Below are 20612 nucleotides of genomic sequence, written 5' to 3'. Positions count from 1 at the left end.
CAAACGAGAATGACCCGCTGATGTGTGGAATCGCCGGCTGGTTCAGCACCACTGCATTGCCCGAGCCTGAAAGTCAGACACGTCTGAAGGCGATGTGCGACGCCATCGCGCATCGCGGACCCGATGACGACGGCTATTTCGTCGAGGACCACATCGCGCTCGGTATGCGGCGGCTCTCGATCGTCGATCTGCAGGGCGGACACCAGCCGATGACGAGCGCCGATGGCGCGATTCAGCTCGTCTTCAACGGCGAGATTTTCAACCACGCGCAGCTTCGCCTTTCCCTGCAGGCGCGCGGCGTTCGATTCCACACCAGCAGCGATACCGAGGTCATTCTCAGGCTCTATGAAGAGCGCGGAATGAAAGCCTTCGACGAGCTGAACGGAATGTTCGCCGTAGCCATTTTCGACGCGCGCGACCATTCGCTGCTGCTCGTGCGAGATCGCCTCGGCGTCAAGCCGCTGTACTATTCCTGGGACGGACAGCAATTGATCTTTGCGTCCGAAATCAAGGCGATCATCGCCGCGCTTGAAAAGCCGCCGACCGTCAACCCTCGGGCAGTCTGGGACTACCTCACTTTCCGCTACGTGCCGGCTCCGCACACCATCTGGAGCGGCATCAGCAAATTGCTGCCCGCCCACCGCCTGAAGATAAGCCGGGGCGCGCCGCGACCATCGATCGAACGGTGGTGGTCGGTGCCGCGTCCGGCCAGGTCCGCGGCGGACGACGCAACGACCGTGGAACGTTTCGCCTCGCTGCTGCAGAATGCCGTGGATATCCGCATGCGAGCCGATGTGCCGGTCGGCATTCTCCTGAGCGGCGGCCTCGATTCAAGCGTCATCGCCGCAATGGCTGCGCCGTCGCATCCAAAGCTGTCGACGTTCTCCGTCGCCTTTGAAGGCGCAGACCACATCGACGAACGCAAGTGGGCCCATCTCGTCGCCACCCAGCTTCAAACCGACCATCAGGATATCGTCATCGGCAAAAAGGAGTTCACCGACTTCCTGCCCGACTTCGTGTATTACACCGACGAGCCTCTCGCCGATCTCGCTTCGATACCGCTGTATTACGTTTGCAAGCTGGCGCGCGGAAACGTCAAGGTCGTGCTGTCGGGTGAAGGAAGTGACGAGGTTCTGGGTGGCTACAGCTTCGATGTCTGGGCGCAGCGTTGGGACGAAGCCGCCAGCGCCAACAATCTTTATCAGCGCGCACTGAGAGCCGTCGGCGCCCGGTCCAATCCCACATTCGATCAGGGCCTGCTCGATCTGCGACAAGCACTGCAGCCATTGACCATGACGTCATACATGACCAGCGAAGCAAAGCGTCAGCTTTTGCTTGATCAAGGCGACATGCAGGATAGCCTGGACGGAACGCGGGCGATGCTGCGCGATTTCGGCCAGGCCTCGCCGCTTTCGCAGGCCTTGTTCACCTATTGCCAGGACTGGCTCGTGGAAGACCTCCTGATGAAGGCCGACAAGATGTCGATGGCGAATTCGCTCGAATTGCGGACGCCCTTCCTGGATTATCGCGTGGTGGAAATGGCCTCCCGCCTGCCCGACCATTGGCGCGTCGGTCGCGAATCCGACGGACGCTATTCGACCAAGCGCATCTTGCGGCACGCGGCGGCGAAACTTGTGCCTTCCGAGATCATCACCCGTCCCAAGATGGGCTTTCCAGTCCCGGTCTACGATTGGCTGAGTAACGAGCTCAAGCCTCTCGCGCATGACTGCCTCTGCTCGGAGAGCGCGAAGTTACGCACATGGTTCAAGGCCGATGCCCTTGCCGGGCTGGTAGCGCGTGGCACCGCCATCGATGCGGCAAACGATGATCGTCACAGATTGTGGAACGCCATGATACTCGAGCTATGGTTCAGGCGGTGGAAGGCATGAACTCGCTCCTTGCAGTCTCCTGGACGATGCCACCGATCGTGCTGCCCCGATCCATACAGATCGCGCGCACGCTAAAGGCGCTTGGCCCTCTCGGCTGGCAATCGGAAGTGATCAGCACGACCGTGGCCTCCAACGTCGGCGCGAACATCGACGAGGAATTTGCCAAGCTCTACCTCGGCGCCTATCGCCAACATTATATCGAGCACCGCGAGAGTGTGGCCGCCAGTTCAGCCTGGCGCCGGCTCCAAAGGCGCTATCGTCCACCCGCCAATTTGGACGAAGCGAACTGGATCGAGCGATCGACGAGATACATCATCCGGCAACTCAAGCAGCAGAAATGCGATATCCTCGTCACCTTCGCCCAGCCCTGGATCGATCACTCGATCGGGCTGGAGGTGCGGCGGCGCCGCCATGTGCCCTGGCTCGCGCATTTCAGCGACCCCTGGGTCGACAGCCTGTACTACGATTCCAGCGTGGCCGAAATTGCCAGCAAACTGGAGGTATGGAGAGAACAGGAACGCAAGATCATCGAGACGGCTGACATCGTGGTGTTCGTCACGCAGCAAACTGCCGATCTTGTGATGCGGAAATATCCACCGCTCCTGAGCCGCAAGGTACGCGTCGTTCCGCATGGATTCGACCGCGACACGTTGACGTCTCCTGCTGTTGTCAACAGCTCGGCCGAACTGCGCGTCATGTACACCGGCAATATCTATGCGGGTACGCGCCACCCGGTCTACCTGTTCGAGGCCGTGGCGGAAATGAACGCCAGGTCACCGCTGGCCGGGCGCCTGCGTCTGGATTTCTACGGACACTGTCCGCCTGAGGTCGCCGCCAAGGTGACGGAATTGGGTATCGGATCCATCGTCACTTTTCACGGAACGGTTGGATATCTAGACAGTTTGCGCTACGCAGCCGAAGCTGACCTCCTGCTGTTGATCGACGCACCATCCGATTTGAGCGTCTTTCTGCCCAGCAAGATCGTCGACTATCTCATGCTGAAAAAGCCCATTCTCGCGCTCACGCCGTCCGAGGGCGCGTCAAGAGATGTGCTTTCGCCGCTTGGACACTTTGTCGTTGCACCGACCGACAAATCTGCAATGATTGACACGCTGACAGGTATCATTGCCAGACATGGGCAGGGCCGGCCGTTGGCAGCACTCAAGGACGACGTCGATGCTTTCGATATCAAACAGACGACACGGCTGTTTGACAAAGCCCTTCGCGACGCAATGGCTGTGAGCAAACAACGATGATAAATGCCCATATCGTCGTCGGGGCGAGGCCCAATTTCATGAAAGTCGCGCCGCTTTTTCGCGCGATGTCGCACGAGAACTGGATCAAGCCGGCGCTCATCCACACCGGTCAACACTACTCCGAGAACATGTCGGACGCCTTTTTTTCCGACCTTGGCCTGCCGCCGCCCGCCTTCAATCTCGGTGCACGCGGCGAAACCCATGCGCGGTCGACTGCCGCGATCATGGTTGCCTATGAAGACCTGCTCCTCGCCGGCAAACCGGACTGGGTGATCGTCGTGGGCGACGTCAATTCGACCCTGGCAGCCGCGCTTGCTGCAAAGAAGCTGAATCTTCCGGTCGCGCATCTGGAAGCCGGGTTGCGCAATTTCGACCGCACGCTTCCGGAAGAGATCAACCGTATCGTCACCGACAGCATCAGCGACCTGTTGTGGGCCCCGTCCGAGGATGCCAGCGACAATCTCAAGCGGGAGGGCATCGACCCCTCCAAGATCGACCTCGTCGGCAATATCATGATCGACAGCTATCTCATGCTGAAAGACACGATATCGCGGGCGTCTACCGCCCGGCGTATCGGCGTTACCGAAGAGAAATACGTGGTCGTCACGCTGCATCGCCCCGCCAACGTCGATGACACCGCTATGCTGACGCGGATAGCTGATGCGCTTCAACAACTCGCAGCATCGACCAATATTGTGTTTCCGGTGCATCCGCGCACCCGCGCGAAACTGGAAGCGGCAGATCTGATCGGGCGACTGCAACACTCCAACATTCGCCTGATCGAACCCATGGGTTATGTCGACTTTATGAGTCTCGTCTTCAGTTCGGCACTGGTGATCACGGATTCCGGCGGCATCCAGGAAGAGACGTCATTCATCGGTATTCCCTGCCTGACGCTGAGGAGCAACACCGAACGCCCTGTCACGATCACCCACGGCACCAATCAGCTTGTGACTCCCGAGACCCTGCTGGGCGCAGCAACAGCTGCGATGGGCGCGGGGCCACGGCGTCCCTCCAATATCCCGCTTTGGGATGGCCATACCGCGTCGCGCGTGGTTGCCAGCCTTGCCCGGCATTGCGGGGTAAAACCGTAGCCGGGGAACGGCGCATCCCGGATGCGACCGCCAGGATGATCTCGTTGGCGCCAGGACATGACGTCATCATCGAACTTGCCGAAAGCGCAAGAAGGGCCGAACAACACTTGAGTTTTCGTATCTCAAATAATTACTGAGACCGCTCCCCATGTTGGTTAACTACACTACACGCCGGTTTACGGAAGTGACGGCGGCAATTGTTACGACGGCGGCATTCGCAAAAACGTTCATTCCGTTTTATCTGGTCGGCTCGACACCCATTTTTGCCGCAACATGCGCGATCGGTGCGGCGCTCGTCGCCGTCCACTGGCGCGCACTGGGCGACATGGCAGGTTCGGTCCGTGACCTTCTTCTGATTCTGATAACCTTCTATGGTCTGGTGAGCATCAATTTCCTGGTTCAATCCCGGTCGGCCGTTCCGATAACGCACCTGATCGGGATCCTGAGTTTCCATGGACTATTCCTGATTTTTGGCTTCGCAGCCGCGCGCGCCCTGAACACAGTTCTTTTGGTGCTGCTTGGCGCCGCGGCGATATATTTGATAGTGATCGCCCAATACGCCGTCCGATCCGGCGACCTCATGCAGGGCGGCGTCATTCATGACGTATTTGGTGTCGGCAGCGCGGATATTTATCTCGCCTTGCACCAGAACATTGGACAAGTACTCGGGGCGGCCGCGATTGCCGCGCTCGGACTGAGCCGTCATCGAACGATGCGAATTGCCGCCGTGGTGGCGTTGCCGTTTGCCTTGGCTTTCCTGTTTCACATCGCCGCCAGAGGCGCGCTCGTTGCGCTGATTTGCAGTCTCGCTTTTTTCGCCGCCGCGGAGTTGTGGGTTCGTTCAAGAAAGCAGGCTCTGGTCGGCTTGACGCTGGCGGTGATCACCGTTGCGGCGGCATCGGGTTGGTTGTATCAGCGGGCATTTCAGGGCCAGACCGTCGACCCCAAGGCCGGCGACGCGATTTCTCGCACCATTCGGGAAATTCAGGATCCGAATCCGGGCTTCCGCACGCAGATCTGGGCGCGGACGGCGAACAGCATAATTGCGGAGCCTGATCGGCTGCTGTTCGGTCGCGGGATCGGCATGTTCCCGGTGAATGAAGGAATGGGCGCACCCGATTGGCTGCTGCGCAAGGCTGAAGGATCCAAGCATTACCCCCACAATGTGTACCTCGAAATGCTCTATGAAACGGGGATTGCCGGCCTGCTGCTCATCACCATTCTCACCCTGTTGCCAATCGGCATTTCCCTGAATTTCTGGCGCACGTTGTCGGTTCCGGAAAAGTGCGCTGTGTTGTTGTACGTATTCAGCCTGGTAAGCTCCGAACTTTCCGGCGCCTTCGCGTTCTCCTACGCTTTCCAGTTTTTCTTCGCACTGGTGGTGGGAATTATCGCCCTGAAACGCATGGATATGGCCTCGGTTTCAGATCGGCCGCCTCCCCGGCAGCAGGCCCATATCTCGGCACTCTGAACGCATGCGTGGTCTCGGTGGTTCGACCAGCGACGCTTGCGTCATCGAAAATCGCCTGAATTTGTCGCGTCGCCTTCTATCCGATACCCCCTTGAAATTCATATTCTCCTGGCTCGGCTCACCTGCTAGGTCATCGATACCGAAAATCGGACAATCGCCAGTTATGCTCCTATGACCGTCCTTGCACTAACCACATCGCTGGCAATCGCGGCCACGGCCGCGGTGATATGTGCGATGCTGATTGTGGCGCTGCGTCCCCTGCTGCAGCGCTATGCGCTCGCAAGGCCGAATGCACGATCGTCGCATGTGACGCCGACGCCCCAGGGCGGGGGATTGGCCGTCATTGCCGCGACCGCCATCGGCGCGGCATTGACAGTTTTGTCCGGCTCGACCGCTTCAGGAACGGCCATTCTGATCGTGCTTGCTGCAGCTTTCTGCCTCGCTGCCGTAGGCATGGTCGACGATCTTCGCCCGATCCCGGTGATTCCCCGCCTGACGCTTCAACTGGCCGTGGTCGTGGTGCTGTTCACGGCCCTTCCGCCACAAATCCGAATCTTCGAGATCATCCCCGTTGCGATCGAGCGGGCATTCATCGTGCTGGGGATGCTCTGGTTCATCAATCTCGTCAATTTCATGGACGGTCTTGACTGGATGACGGTTGCCGAGATGGTTCCGTTGACTGTCGCGCTCGGTGTGATCGCGCTGCTGGGTGAGGCTCCTGCGGACATCCTGCCGATCGCGCTGGGGCTTGCCGGCGCCCTGTTGGGATTCGCGCCGTTCAACCGGCCCGTGGCCAAACTGTTCCTCGGCGACGTTGGCAGCCTGCCGATCGGCCTGCTCACCGGCTGGTGCCTGCTTGAACTGGCATCCCGTCAACACCTCGCCGCAGCCATTTTGCTCCCACTGTATTATCTGTCCGATGCGACCATCACCTTATTTTGGCGGCTGGCCAAAGGCGAACGGTTCTGGGACGCTCATCGATCGCACTTCTATCAGCGCGCGACGGATAACGGGTTCAGCGTCACGCAAGTCGTCGCCCGCGTGTTCCTGCTCAACCTCGCCTTGGCTGGCCTGGCGATGACGACGATCGCCGCTTCCTCAAGAAGCATCGATCTGACGATGCTGGCGCTTGGAGCTTTCGGTGTTGCGGCCGTCTTGTTTCAGTTTTCGCAGGCGCGCGTTGCGCAGACAGACCAGCGCTAGCGGTCAAGCCGCGGTCGATCCGAATTCGGGAACCGCGTCCTTGAGCACCGCCCTGATGGTGGCACGATCGTCTCTTGCAATCGCCTCCTCCAGTATCGCGAGCCACTTGCGAAGCACCTGCATCGGCGGCTCGTTGGGCTTGGCGGCCATGATGCCGGCCACGCCGATCTCGATGGTCGGCTCCTCGCTGGCGAACAGGATTTCGTTCAGCCGTTCTCCCGGCCGCATTCCGCTAAAGACGATTTCGATGTCGTAACCGGGCTGCAGGCCGGACAGCCTTATCATGCGCTCGGCGAGATCGACGATCTTCACCGGTTGTCCCATGTTGAGCACATAGACCGAAACATCGGGACGTGCCGGCGTCATCGCATGCGTCGCGGCCGTGAGCACCAGATCGCAGGCCTCGCGGATGGTCATGAAGTACCTGACCATGTCGGGATGGGTGACCGTGACCGGACCGCCCGCCTCGATCTGCGCCTTGAACTTCGGCACGACAGATCCGTTCGACGCCAGCACGTTGCCGAACCGCACGGAAATCAGCCGCATCCGCGGCTTGCCGTCCAACTGCGTCGCCAGGTCATGGTCCAGCGCCTGGCAGTACATTTCGGCAAAGCGCTTGGTCAGGCCCAGCATCGAGACCGGCTCGATCGCCTTGTCGGTCGAAATCATCACCATCGCCTTGGCGCCGGCGGCCAGCGCTGCGTCGGCAACATTGACCGAGCCGAAGATGTTGGTCTTGACCCCCTCGCTCCAGTCGCGTTCGAGGATCGGCACATGCTTGAGCGCGGCGGCGTGGAACACGATATCCGGCTTGAACTCGCTCATCAGGCGCATGATCCGCTCGCGATCCCGGATATCGGCGATCCGGCCGTCGATCTGCGCAGCGGTCCCGCTCTCGACCAGCGATTCGGTGATCGCATAGAGCGCCGGTTCCGAATGCTCGATCACCAGCAGCCGCGCGGCGCCGAACGTCGTCACGCGTTCGCAAATTTCCGAACCGATCGACCCGCCGCCACCGGTCACGATGACGGATTTGCCCTTCACCAGGGTTTCGAGACGCGCGTAGTCGATGGTCTCGCTCGGACGCAGCAGCAGGTCCTCGACGGCAACCGTGGTCAGCCGCGGCGTTTCTCCGCTTTCCAGCGACGGCAGCCGGCTGACGATCATGCCGAGTCGGCGGGCGCGCATCAGTACCGCCTCGGGCCTCGCTTCCGGCTCGAACGCCGATGGGGCCATCACGAGGCGCGCGATCGGCTTGCCGCGCGCCTCGAAATCGCGAATCACATCCTCGATGTCGTCGATGCCGCCGAGCACGGGAATGTTGCGGATCAACTGCCCGCGATCAGCCGGCGACGGCGACAACACGCCGACCGGCCAGATGCGTTTGACGGCGCCACTCTCGATAGCGCGCAGCAGAATCTCGGCGTCCGCAGCGCGGCCGACCAGAAGTGCCGGCGAAGCGTTCTCGGCCTTCGCATGAAGTCGCGCGCGCGTGTAACGAAAATACCGATAGGCGAACCGCAATCCGCTCAGGAAGAACACCTCGAGAAACCAGTAGAGGATGATGGTGATCTTGCCGATAAAGAACGCACCCGGCACGTTCGGCGCGACCGGCATGCCAAGGACGTTCGGCGCAACGAACACGTAGTCGAGCACCACGAGCGCGAGCGTCAGGATCGTCGCCGCGCGCAGGATGTTCAACGCATCCGGCAGCGAAATGAACCGCCATTTCGTCGTGGTGAGATGGGAGAAGTAGCAAACGACAACGCTGAATACGACGAAAAAAGGCAGTATGCGCAGCAGCAACGGCAGGCGATCGTAGAACATGTCGCCTTCGAACCGGAGATAGAAGCTGGCAAACAACGCTGCGCCGGTCGCAAGCGCATCATGCGTTGCGATCAGCAGGTTCCGCAGCGTTAATTGGGAAAGACGCATCATGCTCTTGATCAACTAAACCTGTCCCGCAACGTCAAACCTCGCTGATAGCTCATCTCGATCACCCAAACCAGCGTTTACGGCCGGTGTTGCTGATCCGGGATTCGCTCAGCCTGTGGACGCCGGCATCGCGCTTCCGCCCCTGGTATCCTTGGCCTAAGTATCCTTGGCCCTCAGTATCATGCCGCCGGCCACTCCGACACCCAGCACGTACATCCAGCCCTCGTGGAAATCGAACAGATGCGAGTTGAACAATGAGCTGAAGAAGTTCTGCAGGACGACCATGAGGCCGATCCAGGCCACCAGGCCTTCGCCACGAAACAACAGCAGGTGCACCAGCCACATCGCATACAAGAGGACGACCCCGACGGAACCCCATTGGACCGCGACGTTAAGCGTCTGGTTATGCGGATTCCCGATTACCTCGCCCTGGGCAAGTCCCGCGGGACCGGTGGCGGCGGCCTCGAACAGCCTCCGCGTCGATCCGGTCCCGTGTCCGATGATCGGCGCCTCGGCAAAAAACCGCAGCGACTTCTCCCAGAATACCAGCCGCAAGCCGAGCGACGTCGGCTGGTTGAGTTCCTTGTACAACCGGTAATCTCGCGCGAACCTGTCCGTCGTCGCCTGCAACTGGGGCGACGCGATCCACGCCAGCCCGCCCAGCACGATCGCGGTCAGGAACAGGATGACGTTGGTCCGCCATTTCAGGTGCATCAGCGCGAATACCGCGAGCATGACCGGCATGGTGACGAGCGCTGTGCGCGACACGATGACGAACGCCATGTTGGCGAGCAGGCTTGCCGCAATCAAGATCAGCAGCAATGCCTGCCAGAACTTCTTGTCCCGCAACAGTGTGATGACGGGATAAGCGAGTACGACCGCGCACAGTGCAAATTCCTGGCTCTGGTCGATGTAGTTCTTGACGAAAATACCACGGTCGGCCCCCTCCGGTTTGAGCGACAGGCCGGGATATATCAGGACCAGCCAGGACATCACCATCAGCAGCGCGCAGGAGACCAGAAAGGCGACCAACACCCACATGCCGCGCGCCGAGCGTTCGAAATGATAGAACAGCAGCGGCAGTACAAGGAGCTTCGTTGCGGGACTGAGGGCGTACCTGCGCACGTCCCACGGCGCGTCGGACCAAAGCGTCCCGACCAGCGCCAGCAGAAACAGCGCGATCGGCAACGCGCAGATCGGCCGCTTCAGCGATTGCAGAAAAAGTCTCAAATCGAGCGTCGGCGCGAGCGCCAGCAGCCAGATCACAGCAAAGATGCCGACCAGCGAGGTTGACCAGGGCAGCGAGAACGCGATCAGCACCGCGAAAATATCGGCAGCTTTCGCCCACTTGGCGGGATCGCGCCAGACCGGTAGCGCCTGGCCTGCCGGCGAAGTGGCCGTCCTGGCGTTCACGCTGCGCCCCCGCGGGCGCGGTCGACCAGCGAGGTCGTAGAGTGTCCCGGCAGGATATCGATCAGCAGCACCTCGCCGCCGCAGGCTTCGACGACCTCATAGCCGACGACCTGCTCGCGGGTATAGTCGCCGCCCTTGACCAGCACGCTCGGCTTCACGCGCGTGATCAGGTCGATCGGCGTGTCCTCTTCGAAGATCGCGACGAGGTCGACCGCCTCCAGCGCCGCCAGCACTTCGGCGCGCGCGCGCTCGTCCTGCACCGGGCGCCCCTCGCCCTTCAGCCGCTTGACCGAGGCATCGCTGTTCAATCCGACGATCAGGCGGTCGCAGGCGCCGCGCGCCGCGGTCAGCACTTTCACGTGGCCGGGATGCAGGATGTCGAAACAGCCATTGGTGAAACCGACGCGCAGGCCCTGTTTGCGCCACTCAGCAAGATGAACGTCGAGGTCGCCGCCGGCCGCCACGATTTTTTCTTCGGCCGCCAGCGACGCATGCGGCAGGATTTTTCGCCGCAGTTCGGCCGGCGTGACGGTGGCGGTGCCCTTCTTGCCGACAGCAACGGCGGCCGCGGCATTCGCCATCCGCAGCGCGGTTTCCCAATCGGCGTTGGCGGCGAGCGTCAGCGCCAATACGGCCGCGACCGTGTCGCCGGCGCCGGAGACGTCGCGCACCTTCACCGGAAGCGCCGGTACATGGATCGCGTCTCCGCCGCGAACGACCAGCGTCATGCCGTGTTCGCTTTGCGTCACCAGCATGGCTTCGCAATCGGCCAGGTACATCGCATCCTGGGCCGCATCGGCGATGCCCTGTTCGCTGTCGGCGCGGCTGCGGGTCGCTTCGGCGAACTCCTTGCGGTTGGGCGTCAGCAGTGTCGCACCGCGATAGATCGCCAGATTGGCGCTCTTGGGATCGACGATCACGCGCTTGCCGAGCTTCTTGGCGGCGTCGATGACGTTACGGATTACCCGCGCCGTCAGCACGCCCTTGGCGTAATCGGACAGCAGTACGATGTCGGCGCGGGCGAGTTGCGGCAGGATGGCGTCGATCAGCTTTTGCTCGATGTCGGGCGCTGCCGGCTGCGCCAGTTCCCAGTCTGCGCGCAGCATATGGGTGGAAAAATGCTCGGAGACGAAACGCACTTTTCGCGTTGTCGGCCGGTTGGGATCGGACACCAGCACGGCCTCGATCCGGGTTTCACGCGAAAGCTCTGCCCGCAGTTTCGCGCCCGCTTCGTCTTCGCCGATCAATCCTGCAAAGATGCAGCGCGCGCCGAGCGAGGCGATATTGCGCGCGACATTGCCGGCGCCGCCGACATTGGTCTCGCTGCGCTGGACCGCAATGACAGGCGCTGGCGCCTCTGGCGAAATCCGTGAGACCTCGCCATAGATGAACTCGTCCAGCATGAGATCGCCGACGCACAGCACGGTACGGCTGGCAATGGCATGCGACAGGGCGTCAAAATCAAACATATGGTCTTACCTGTGGCCCGTCAGCGGAAGCGATCGGCGCGGTCAAGGAAACCCTTCACGTAGGCGGCGACCGCGTCTTCCAGCGCCGTGAAGCCGCCGTTATATCCGGCGTGCTGCAGCCGATCGACTTCGCTCTGGGTGAAATATTGATAGCTGCCGCGAATCTGTTCGGGCATGTCGATATACTCAATGTTCGGTTTGGTGCCGAGCGCGGCGTAGGCCGCTAGCATCAGGTCGCGAAAGCTGCGCGCGGTGCCGGTTCCGACGTTGAACAGACCGCTGACATGAGGCGCCGCCAAGAGCCACATCGTCACGCGAACGACGTCGTCGACATAGATGAAATCGCGGCGCTGATCGCCGTCCGCAATCCCTTCGCGATGCGACTTGAACAGCTGCACGGGGCGACCGACCTTGACGTCGTCGAAGCGCCGCGCCAGCACGCTCATCATCGTACCTTTATGATATTCATTGGGCCCGAACACGTTGAAGAATTTTAGCCCGGCCCATTGCGGCGGCAATTTCTCGCCGCGCGCCGCGCGTTCCGCAACCGCCATGTCGAACAGATGCTTGCTCCAGCCGTACAGGTTCATCGGCCGAAGTTTTTTCAGGTTTTCCACGGACTGGTCATCGCGAAAGCCTCGCTCACCATCGCCATAGGTGGCCGCAGAGGACGCATAGATCAGCGGCGTCGCGTTCGAGGTGCACCAGTCGAGCAGCCGCATCGACAGCCGGAAATTGGTTTCGATGACGAGATCGCCGTCGGTCGCGGTCGTCTCGGAAATGGCCCCGAGATGGATCACGGCGTCGAGCCGCCGGCCCTTCAGCCAGTCCATCAGTTCCGCCGGCGGAACGAAGTCGGCGAGCTGGCGCTTGGCGAGATTGTGCCATTTGCCGTCATGGCCGAGGATGTCGCACACGGCCACGTCGGTGCGGCCCGCGTCGTTCAACGCGGCCACGACGTTCGATCCGATAAAACCGGCGCCACCGGTCACCAGCAACATGCCGTCCCCTGCCGTGATTGTGCGGCGCCAGCTTTGCCTCAGACGCGCCCGGCAGGCAACTTTGGTTGTGGGCCTTGGTGAAGACCGCCGGGTGCGGCTTTACCTGCCGGTTAGGAGCGGTTACCTCCGGAGCCGGAAAAGGCCGGGCGCCAGACGCATAAGACATGAATACAGATTCATCAGATGGGATCGCGATCGAGGATTCGGCCGACACCAGGCCGATCCTGATCATCCCGTATATGTGGATCGGCGACTTCGTCCGAGGCCATACGGTGGTGCGCGTCCTCAAGCAGCGCTGGCCGAACCGGCCGGTCGATTTGCTGGTGACCTCCCTTTGCGCCCCCCTGGTCGATTACATGCCGGGGGTCCGCGCCGGGATTGTCTGGGACCTGCCGCGCAGCAGGCTGGCGGTGGCCAGGCAGCAGGGTCTGGCCAGGGAATTGCGGTCGCGGGGCTATGCGACCGCCCTGGTCCTGCCCCGGACCTGGAAGGCGGCGATCGCGCCGGCGCTGGCCGGTATCCCGGAACGGGTAGGCTTCTTCGGCGAAGCCCGGTTCGGGCTGATCAACCGGATGCGCTGGGGCGAGAAGGCCCTGCCCCGCTTTATCGACAAGAATGCCGCGCTGGCGCTGCCCGATGGCGCGCCGTTGCCGCCGGAATGGCCGGTGCCGCAATTGGCCGTGCCGCCGGAGGATTCCAGCCATTGGCGGCAGGCCAATGGGCTGGGTACGGGGCCTGCGGTGGCGCTGGGGCCGGGCTCTGTCGGTGCGTCCAAGCGCTGGACCTATTTCCCGGAAGCGGCCCGGCTGCTGGCAGAACGCGGCTTTGAGGTCTGGGTGGTCGGCGGTCCCGGCGAAAAGGCGCTGGCGCAGGAGATCGTGGCCGTCGGGGGACCTCGAATCCGCGACCTCACCGGGTCAGACCTGCGCAACGGAATCCTGGCGATGGCGGCAGCCAGCGTCGCCATCTCAAATGATTCCGGCCTGATGCACATTGCGGCCGCGATCGGCACGCCGACCATGGGCATTTTCGGGCCGACCAGCCCCTATCTCTGGGCACCGCTGAACGGCCTGGCTGCGACGGTCCTGCAAACCAGATCGCAGCTTGCCTGCCAGCCCTGCCAGCGCACGGTCTGCACCATGAACGAGCATCGCTGCATGCGCGACATCCCGGCATCCGACGTGGTCGAGATCGTGCAGCGCGTGCTCGGCGAAGCCCGCGCGCGTGCGCAGCTCCCCCCGTGACCTTGCGCATGGACCGCACGATCAGTACCAAGACTTCCAAGGTAGAACTTGCGCGTTGCAACCCTGACGGTGCATTTTGAGCCAGAATTCGAAAGACCTGATCGCCGCCCACCTGAAAGAGTCGCTCGTCGCGCTCGAACGCGCCAACAGCGACGCGGCACTGCTCGCCGTCGCGCACGCCATTGCAGCCGCGATCATTGCGGCGCTGCGCGCCGGCAACAAGCTTCTGATCATCGGCAATGGCGGCAGCGCCGGCGACGCCCAGCACATCGCCGCCGAAATCGTCGGCCGCTACAAGCAGGACCGGCCCGGCTACGCGGCGATTGCGCTCACGACAGACACGTCGGCGCTGACGGCAATCGGCAATGATTACGGCTATGAACAGATTTTCGCCCGCCAGGTTGAAGGCCTCGGCGTGCGCGGCGACGTGCTGCTCGCGCTCACCACGTCGGGCCGCTCGCCGAACATCCTGACGGCATTGCGCAAGGCGCGCGAGCGCGGTCTTGTCACGGTCGGCTTCACCGGGCGCAAGGGCGCGGCCATGGGCGCGGATTGCGATCATCTGCTGGTGGCGCCGACCGACGACACACCGGTGGTGCAGCAGATCCATCTCGCGATGGGTCACGGCATCTGCGACGAGATCGAGCAGGCCATGATGCGCGAGGCCTCTCCGAAATGAGCGGCGCCGACCTCGCCCGCGCCATCCAGAAGCCCGCCGCCTTCCTCGACCGCGACGGGGTCGTCAACCATGACGACGGCTATGTTGGAACGCGGGAACGGATTCGCTGGATGCCGAATGTGGCAAAGGCGATCCGGCGGCTGAACGATGCCGGCTATTTCGTGTTCTTCTTCACCAACCAGGCCGGTATCGCGCGCGGTTATTTCACCGAAGCCGAACTCAACACGCTGCATGACTGGATGCGCGCCGAGCTCGCGGCGCAAGGCGCCGTCATCGACGATATCAGGTACTGCCCGCACCACCCGGAAGGCACCGTCGCCGGCTATCTCGAAAATCATCATTGGCGCAAGCCAAGCCCCGGCATGATCCATGATCTGATGGCGCACTGGCCGGTGCGTCAGGCGGGCAGCTTTGTCATTGGCGACCGCCCGACCGATATCGAGGCTGGGGCAGCCGTCGGCCTGCCGGGTTTTCTTTTTGCAGGCGGCGACCTCGATGCGTATGTCGCAGATATTCTAAGGCAGGTGTGCGCTGCGTGACTTGCTACCTTCCGAGGCTCCCCTCAGCATCGGATCGTTTCTACGGTAGTACCAAGTGGTATAGGGTCCAAACGCTTCCGGGCGACTGGCCAGTCAACCCAAACGACCATCTCACCAAGTGAGGAGGGTTTCTTGATTCTGCCTTGGACACTACTGTCGAGCGAAATGGTCTTCGACCACCGTTGGTATAAGCTCCGGCGAGACACCGTTAAATTGCCTGACGGGCGCGTTGTTGACGATTACTTTGTCTCGCAGCGGCCCAGTGTGGCTATTGCGGTCCCGATCACAACAGAAAACAAGCTTATCCTTGTTCGGCAGTATAAGCATGCCGTGCAGGCAATCACGCTGGAATTCCCGGCCGGCACCTTTCGGTCGGAATCACCTGTGACGGCAGCAGCGCGGGAGCTCGAAGAAGAGACCGGCTATTCGCCGAGCAGCATGATGGACTTGGGAACCTGCTTTGACGATTCAAGCAAGAATTCGAATCTAGTGCATATTTTCCTTGCGAGCGGATGTGAGCTGACAGGAAAGCAACGCCTTGACGAGTTGGAAGCGGCGTCAGGAGTCGAAGTTGTATTAATGTCGCTGCAGGAAGTGATCAAGGCGCTCGAAGACGGAGAAATAAAATCCATGTCTTCAGTTGCCGCGGGCTATAAGGCGCTCCGCGCAATCGGAGCGTAAAATCACGAAGGCAAGTATCGGCCGCTTGTCGCTGAATGGCCCTTCGCGGCATATTCCGCACGAGCTTGGTCGCTAACGGGGCGAAGCGGACTAGCCTCGCGTCACGCGCAACGGATTTACAGCTACACGGCCTAGCCGAAGAGGAATCGAACATGGCCGATCAACCACGCGGCGTTGGGCCGGAAGAAGCGCGGACGAAAGGCATCTCGATCGAACATAACGAAATGCCAAACGGCGAATTTCGATTTCGCCTGAAGCACGACGATGGAACGGCCTATATCCGGACCGAGGCGACCGACAGCGGCGGCTGGCAAAAGAGCCATTATCACCGCAACGTTCGCGAAACCTATATCGTCCAGCGGGGCAGAATGGCTCTCGCCGAACTGGTCGAAGGCGCTTTGACGATCCGCATATTCGGACCGAACGAGATATGCACCACCGAGCCGAACGTTTCGCACAACGTTTACATGTATCGCCATTCGGTCATTCACACCGTCAAGCACGGCGAGGCCGGCGATAGCGCCGACTGGCACTCAAGTCCTCTTCTTGATGAGAAAACAGCTCATCTGGATGAATCGGACATCACGCGTTTGGAGACGAAATAGAAAGACCGCGATAAACCTCGGCGATCGCATTGGCTTCAGCTTCGAGACTAAACTTCTCCAGCACGCGCGCTCGCGCCCGCATCCCCATCGCTGCCGCCGAGGCAGGATCGCGCATCAGCGGTTCCAGCGCCGCCACCAAGGCATCAACGTCGCCGGGCGGCATCAACACGCCGGTGACGCCGTCCTCGACCACGAATTCGGCCGCGCCCGCCCGCGACGCCACCAGCGCCGCGCCGGACGACATCGCCTCGATCAGCGTCAATCCAAAGCCTTCGTTGCGCGAGGTGAAGGCGTAGATCGTCAGCCGCTGATACCAGCGCTGCACTTCCTCGATCTCGATCTCGCCGGTAATGATAATTCGTGACTGCAAACCGGCAGCCTCGATCTGCTTTTTCAGGCCATTCGCAAAGCCCTGCTGCTCGGGCACAACAGCGCCGACGATGACAGCCGTGAAGTCCCGATAGCGCGGCAGCAGCCGGCACATCGCCTCCACGAAGACGTCGCTGCCCTTTTGCGCGCGGACACGGCCGAAGCAGCCGATCGCATAACGGCCCGGCAATCCGCTTTGCGCAAACGCCGCCGCGCGATCGGCCGGCGGCGCATAGCTGATAGTATCGACGCCATGCATCACGACCGTTGCTTCACGTTTAAGGAAAGAGGCCGAGAGCGCGCTGGTGGCGATGATCGCGTCCATGCGCCGGATCAGCCAGCGCGTCAGCGATTTATGATGCCGCTGCGCCGCCGACGTGAACACGAGCTTCAGCGGCCAGCCGAGCGCGCGCAACAACACGCCGGCAATCATTTCGTCGTTGCGCCGCGCGTGCCAGATCAGCGGTGTGCGGCGGCGCCAGAGTTTTGGCAAATCGCCGAAACCCATCCGCGCAATGCCGTCAGGGGCGTGGGAACCGAGCCATGCCGCGCGAAACATTTGGGCGAGTTTCGGCGCCACCATCCGGTTGGTTGCGGTGACGCCGGAATAGCGCCTGTGCAGATTCGGCACGATCAGCTGCAGATCATCGGCTGAATTGTTCTCGATCGGCACGTCCGGCTCCGTTTACGAGGGTTCCTATACGCAACATTAAGCATAGTGGCCAGTTCGCTCATGACGAAACCCACTCTTCACCGCGCCCCGGCTAGCATCGGCGGCAACAACTGGGAGAGAGGGTAAGCCCATGACCGTGCTTGTCACCGGTGGCGCCGGCTATATCGGAAGTCATATGGTTCACGCGCTGGCGGACGCCGGCGAAAGCGTCGTGGTGATCGACAATCTCTCCACCGGATTCTCCGCCTTCCTGCCCGAGGGCGTGCCGCTGTTCATCGGCGACGCCGGCGACGAAAACCTCGTCGAGGGCGTGCTGTCCCAGCACGGCGTCGAGAGCATCATCCATTTCGCCGGCTCCGTGGTGGTGCCGGATTCTATGCGCGATCCCCTGGCTTATTACCGCAACAACACCATGACGACGCGCAGCCTGCTGAACGCGGCCGTCAAGGGCGGCGTCAACCGCTTCATCTTTTCCTCGACCGCCGCCGTCTATGGCAATCCGGATGCTGTGCCGGTGCCCGAGCATGCGCCGACCCGGCCGCTGTCGCCCTACGGCTCTTCCAAGCTGATGACCGAACTGATGCTGCACGACGTCGCCGCGGCGCACGATCTGAAATATGTCGCGCTGCGTTACTTCAATGTCGCCGGCGCCGATCCGAAGGGACGCGTCGGCCTTGCCACCGTCGGTGCAACGCATCTTCTGAAGATCGCCGTCGAAGCCGCCACCGGACAGCGCGCCAAGATCGACGTGTTCGGGACCGATTATCCGACGCCGGACGGCAGCTGCATCCGCGATTTCATCCATGTCAGCGACCTCGCGCAGGCGCACCTCGCCGCGCTGTCGTATCTGCGCAGCGGCGGCAGTTCGGTCACGCTGAACTGCGGCTATGGCCGCGGCTATTCGGTGCTGGAGACCATCGAGGCGGTGCGCCGCGTCGCCATGCGCAATTTCGCGGTCCAGTACGCGCCGCGCCGGCCCGGCGACATCATGACCATGGTCGCCGACACCAGCCGCATCCGCGCCACGCTGGACTGGACGCCGCAATATGATGATCTCGAGACCATCGCCACCCATGCGCTGGCCTGGGAAGAGCGGCTGTTCCACGAGCGCGGCGGCCTCGGCCGGCAAGCGGAATCGGCGTAAAATCAAGCTGTTATTTGGCTTGAAAAACCGTCATTTAGCGGGCAAGCAGTCACCGTAGCAGCCCTGACACGCGGGTAATTCATGCCCAGCGCCGTCAATGGAACGCGGATGACCGAGCTTCCAAGAGAAATTCCGAGAAAAATCACCGACGACCCCTATGGCGCGGCGATCCTGATTCGCCGCCTGGTGGCCGAACAGGGCCTCGCCTACTGGCGGCGCTATCTGCTGGCGTTCGCGCTGATGGGGGTCGCGGCGGCGACGACGGCCGGTTCCGCCTATCTGCTCGGCGAAGTCATCAACAAGGCCTATGTCGACAAGGACGTGCGCGGGATTGCGATCCTGTCGCTGGTCACCATCGTCATCTTCACGCTCAAGGGTGCGGCGACCTACGGCCACACCGTGATCCTGTCGCAGATCGGCAACGCGATCCTCGCCAACAACCAGCGCCAGCTGTTTGCCAAGCTGATGAGCGAAAACATCGCCTTCTTTTCCGAACGGCATTCCTCGGAATTTCTGGCGCGGCTGACCGCCGGCGCCACGTCGGTGACGCAGGTCCTCAATCTCCTGATCAACGCCATCGGACGCGATCTGCTGTCGCTGATCGCGCTCGTCGTCGTCATGCTGATGACGGATCCGTACATGGCGCTGCTGGGTTTCGGCGTGGCCCCGCCAGCGATGCTGGTGCTGCGCAAGCTCGTCAAGCGCATCAAGGGCCTTGCGCATAACCAGTTCTCCGGCACCGCCGACATCATGGAAACCATGCAGGAATCGCTGCAGGGCATCCGCACCGTGAAAGCGTTCACGCTCGAGCAGGCGATGCGCGAGCGCATCGACGCCAGCATCACCGCCGTCGAACGTAATGCCAACAAGATGGCGCGGGTCTCCAGCCGATCGAGCCCGCTGATGGAAACGCTGGGCGGTTTCGCGATCGCCGCGGGGCTGATGTATGGCGGCTATCGCGTGGTCGCGATGGGCGCCTCGCCCGGCCAGTTCTTTTCGTTCCTGACCGCGTTCCTCCTGGCCTATGAGCCGGCCAAGCGGCTGGCGCGGCTCAATATCGAGCTGAACAGCAACCTGATCGGCGCGCGCAAGCTGCTGGAAATCGTCGACAGCCCGCCGACCGAGCCCGCCGACGACGACAAGCCGGCCCTGAAGCTCTCGGACGCGCGGGTCGAGTTTCGCGACGTGACCTTCGGTTACCGGCCGAACGAGCCGGTGCTGCGCCGCATGAGCTTCATCGCCGAACCCGGCAAGACCACCGCTTTGGTCGGCCCGTCCGGCGGCGGCAAATCCACCGTGCTGGCGCTGCTGCTGCGGCTCTACGAGGTGGGCGACGGCGCCATCCTGATCGATGGGCAGGCGATCTCGGGCGTGTCGCGCCATTCGCTGCGCCAGCAAACCGGCTATGTCGGCCAGGACGTCTATTTGTTCCGCGACACCATCGGCGCCAACATCGCCTTCGGCAAGGTCGGCGCCACCAGGGACGAAATCGAGGCCGCCGCCAAGGCCGCCTGTGCCCACGACTTCATCATGGGTTTTCCGCTCGGCTACGACACCCCGGTCGGCGAGCACGGTACGCAACTCTCCGGCGGCCAGCGCCAGCGCATCGCGGTGGCCCGCGCGCTGATCAAGAACGCGCCGATCATCCTGCTGGACGAGGCCACCGCCGCGCTGGATTCGGAATCCGAAAAAGCCGTACAGGAAGCCATCGAGCATCTGTGCCGGAACCGGACCACGATCGTGATCGCCCACCGCCTGCACACCATCATGCACGCCGACGCCATTCTGGTGGTCGAAGGCGGCGAGATCGTCGAGCGCGGCCAGCATGACGACCTGTTGCGGCGCGGCGGGCGCTACGCCTCGTTCTTCCGCCTGCAACAGCGCAGCCATCCCAGTCTGGCGCCGATCAGCGCAACCGCGTAAAGCTATCGCCGCCGTTCCACCCCA

General features: G+C 62.1%; 17 protein-coding genes. 12 read left to right on the top strand and 5 right to left on the bottom strand.

Going from position 1 to position 20612, the window contains the following annotated elements; translation table 11 throughout:
• The first annotated feature begins 20 nt into the window (after positions 1 to 20).
• The 5 genes from asnB (at position 21) to JQ597_RS29220 (ending at position 6913) form a co-directional block, all read left to right on the top strand.
• Positions 21 to 1889, top strand: a complete 1869-nt coding sequence (gene asnB, locus JQ597_RS29240) for an asparagine synthase (glutamine-hydrolyzing) (protein WP_212268945.1) — start codon at positions 21 to 23, stop codon at positions 1887 to 1889.
• Positions 1865 to 3145, top strand: a complete 1281-nt coding sequence (locus JQ597_RS29235) for a glycosyltransferase (protein ID WP_212268944.1) — start codon at positions 1865 to 1867, stop codon at positions 3143 to 3145. The genes asnB and JQ597_RS29235 overlap by 25 nt, the downstream gene beginning before the upstream one ends.
• The gene (gene wecB, locus JQ597_RS29230) at positions 3142 to 4239 is read left to right on the top strand and encodes a non-hydrolyzing UDP-N-acetylglucosamine 2-epimerase (RefSeq protein WP_212268943.1); all 1098 of its coding nucleotides are present in this window, start codon (positions 3142 to 3144) and stop codon (positions 4237 to 4239) included. Before JQ597_RS29235 ends, wecB begins: the two co-directional genes overlap by 4 nt.
• Before the next feature lie 148 nt (positions 4240 to 4387).
• Positions 4388 to 5710 carry an O-antigen ligase family protein gene (locus JQ597_RS29225; protein ID WP_212268942.1) on the top strand — a complete coding sequence of 441 codons (1323 nt, stop codon included), beginning with the start codon at positions 4388 to 4390 and terminating at the stop codon, positions 5708 to 5710.
• A gap of 171 nt (positions 5711 to 5881) precedes the next feature.
• Complete coding sequence (locus JQ597_RS29220; protein WP_212268941.1) at positions 5882 to 6913, top strand: MraY family glycosyltransferase; 1032 nt, start codon at positions 5882 to 5884, stop codon at positions 6911 to 6913.
• Positions 6914 to 6916: 3 nt separating this feature from the next.
• On the opposite strand, the gene JQ597_RS29215 is transcribed toward JQ597_RS29220, so the two are convergent.
• The 4 genes from JQ597_RS29215 to rfaD all read right to left on the bottom strand — a co-directional run bounded on the left by JQ597_RS29215 (position 6917) and on the right by rfaD (position 12731).
• Positions 6917 to 8851: an SDR family NAD(P)-dependent oxidoreductase gene (locus tag JQ597_RS29215; RefSeq protein ID WP_212268940.1), complete on the bottom strand. Its 1935-nt coding sequence runs from the start codon at positions 8849 to 8851 to the stop codon at positions 6917 to 6919.
• Positions 8852 to 9004: 153 nt separating this feature from the next.
• Positions 9005 to 10261, bottom strand: coding sequence for an O-antigen ligase family protein (locus JQ597_RS29210; protein ID WP_212268939.1), 1257 nt, complete (start codon positions 10259 to 10261; stop codon positions 9005 to 9007).
• Positions 10258 to 11730 carry a D-glycero-beta-D-manno-heptose-7-phosphate kinase gene (gene rfaE1, locus JQ597_RS29205; RefSeq protein WP_212268938.1) on the bottom strand — a complete coding sequence of 491 codons (1473 nt, stop codon included), beginning with the start codon at positions 11728 to 11730 and terminating at the stop codon, positions 10258 to 10260. The genes JQ597_RS29210 and rfaE1 overlap by 4 nt, the downstream gene beginning before the upstream one ends.
• A gap of 20 nt (positions 11731 to 11750) precedes the next feature.
• Complete coding sequence (gene rfaD / locus JQ597_RS29200; RefSeq protein WP_212268937.1) at positions 11751 to 12731, bottom strand: ADP-glyceromanno-heptose 6-epimerase; 981 nt, start codon at positions 12729 to 12731, stop codon at positions 11751 to 11753.
• Between the two features lie 164 nt (positions 12732 to 12895).
• Here rfaD and waaF point away from each other — a divergent pair, with 164 nt between their 5' ends.
• The 5 genes from waaF to JQ597_RS29175 all read left to right on the top strand — a co-directional run bounded on the left by waaF (position 12896) and on the right by JQ597_RS29175 (position 16479).
• Positions 12896 to 13975 (top strand): lipopolysaccharide heptosyltransferase II, encoded by a 1080-nt coding sequence (gene waaF, locus JQ597_RS29195; protein ID WP_212268936.1) that lies wholly within the window; start codon positions 12896 to 12898, stop codon positions 13973 to 13975.
• A 76-nt stretch (positions 13976 to 14051) separates the two neighbouring features.
• Complete coding sequence (locus JQ597_RS29190) at positions 14052 to 14654, top strand: D-sedoheptulose 7-phosphate isomerase (protein WP_212268935.1); 603 nt, start codon at positions 14052 to 14054, stop codon at positions 14652 to 14654.
• Complete coding sequence (locus JQ597_RS29185) at positions 14651 to 15193, top strand: HAD family hydrolase (RefSeq protein ID WP_212268934.1); 543 nt, start codon at positions 14651 to 14653, stop codon at positions 15191 to 15193. The genes JQ597_RS29190 and JQ597_RS29185 overlap by 4 nt, the downstream gene beginning before the upstream one ends.
• Positions 15194 to 15325: 132 nt before the next feature.
• Positions 15326 to 15874, top strand: a complete 549-nt coding sequence (locus tag JQ597_RS29180) for an NUDIX hydrolase (RefSeq protein ID WP_212268933.1) — start codon at positions 15326 to 15328, stop codon at positions 15872 to 15874.
• Positions 15875 to 16026: 152 nt separating this feature from the next.
• Complete coding sequence (locus JQ597_RS29175) at positions 16027 to 16479, top strand: hypothetical protein (RefSeq protein ID WP_212268932.1); 453 nt, start codon at positions 16027 to 16029, stop codon at positions 16477 to 16479.
• Here the strand turns inward: JQ597_RS29175 and JQ597_RS29170 are convergent.
• Positions 16457 to 17521, bottom strand: coding sequence for a glycosyltransferase family 4 protein (locus JQ597_RS29170; protein WP_212268931.1), 1065 nt, complete (start codon positions 17519 to 17521; stop codon positions 16457 to 16459). The two genes, JQ597_RS29175 and JQ597_RS29170, sit on opposite strands and share 23 nt — an antisense overlap.
• Before the next feature lie 130 nt (positions 17522 to 17651).
• Between JQ597_RS29170 and galE the strand changes: the two genes are divergently transcribed.
• Entirely contained in the window at positions 17652 to 18665 is a 1014-nt protein-coding gene (gene galE, locus JQ597_RS29165) for a UDP-glucose 4-epimerase GalE (protein ID WP_212268930.1), read from the top strand.
• A 108-nt stretch (positions 18666 to 18773) separates the two neighbouring features.
• Positions 18774 to 20588 carry an ABC transporter ATP-binding protein gene (locus JQ597_RS29160; protein ID WP_212268929.1) on the top strand — a complete coding sequence of 605 codons (1815 nt, stop codon included), beginning with the start codon at positions 18774 to 18776 and terminating at the stop codon, positions 20586 to 20588.
• Positions 20589 to 20612 lie beyond the last annotated feature (24 nt).

The organism is Bradyrhizobium sp. AUGA SZCCT0177 (assembly GCF_018130125.1).
Lineage (GTDB): Bacteria > Pseudomonadota > Alphaproteobacteria > Rhizobiales > Xanthobacteraceae > Bradyrhizobium.
This window is presented reverse-complemented; position numbering and strand designations above follow the sequence as displayed.

Coding starts and splice junctions, on each gene's coding strand:
- waaF (WP_212268936.1), top strand. CDS start 12,896: ATGAATACAGATTCATCAGATGGGATCGCGATCGAGGATTCGGCCGAC.
- rfaD (WP_212268937.1), bottom strand. CDS start 12,731: ATGTTGCTGGTGACCGGTGGCGCCGGTTTTATCGGATCGAACGTCGTG.
- JQ597_RS29175 (WP_212268932.1), top strand. CDS start 16,027: ATGGCCGATCAACCACGCGGCGTTGGGCCGGAAGAAGCGCGGACGAAA.
- JQ597_RS29160 (WP_212268929.1), top strand. CDS start 18,774: ATGACCGAGCTTCCAAGAGAAATTCCGAGAAAAATCACCGACGACCCC.
- JQ597_RS29215 (WP_212268940.1), bottom strand. CDS start 8,851: ATGATGCGTCTTTCCCAATTAACGCTGCGGAACCTGCTGATCGCAACG.
- rfaE1 (WP_212268938.1), bottom strand. CDS start 11,730: ATGTTTGATTTTGACGCCCTGTCGCATGCCATTGCCAGCCGTACCGTG.
- JQ597_RS29225 (WP_212268942.1), top strand. CDS start 4,388: ATGTTGGTTAACTACACTACACGCCGGTTTACGGAAGTGACGGCGGCA.
- galE (WP_212268930.1), top strand. CDS start 17,652: ATGACCGTGCTTGTCACCGGTGGCGCCGGCTATATCGGAAGTCATATG.
- JQ597_RS29220 (WP_212268941.1), top strand. CDS start 5,882: ATGACCGTCCTTGCACTAACCACATCGCTGGCAATCGCGGCCACGGCC.
- JQ597_RS29185 (WP_212268934.1), top strand. CDS start 14,651: ATGAGCGGCGCCGACCTCGCCCGCGCCATCCAGAAGCCCGCCGCCTTC.
- wecB (WP_212268943.1), top strand. CDS start 3,142: ATGATAAATGCCCATATCGTCGTCGGGGCGAGGCCCAATTTCATGAAA.
- JQ597_RS29235 (WP_212268944.1), top strand. CDS start 1,865: ATGGTTCAGGCGGTGGAAGGCATGAACTCGCTCCTTGCAGTCTCCTGG.
- asnB (WP_212268945.1), top strand. CDS start 21: ATGTGTGGAATCGCCGGCTGGTTCAGCACCACTGCATTGCCCGAGCCT.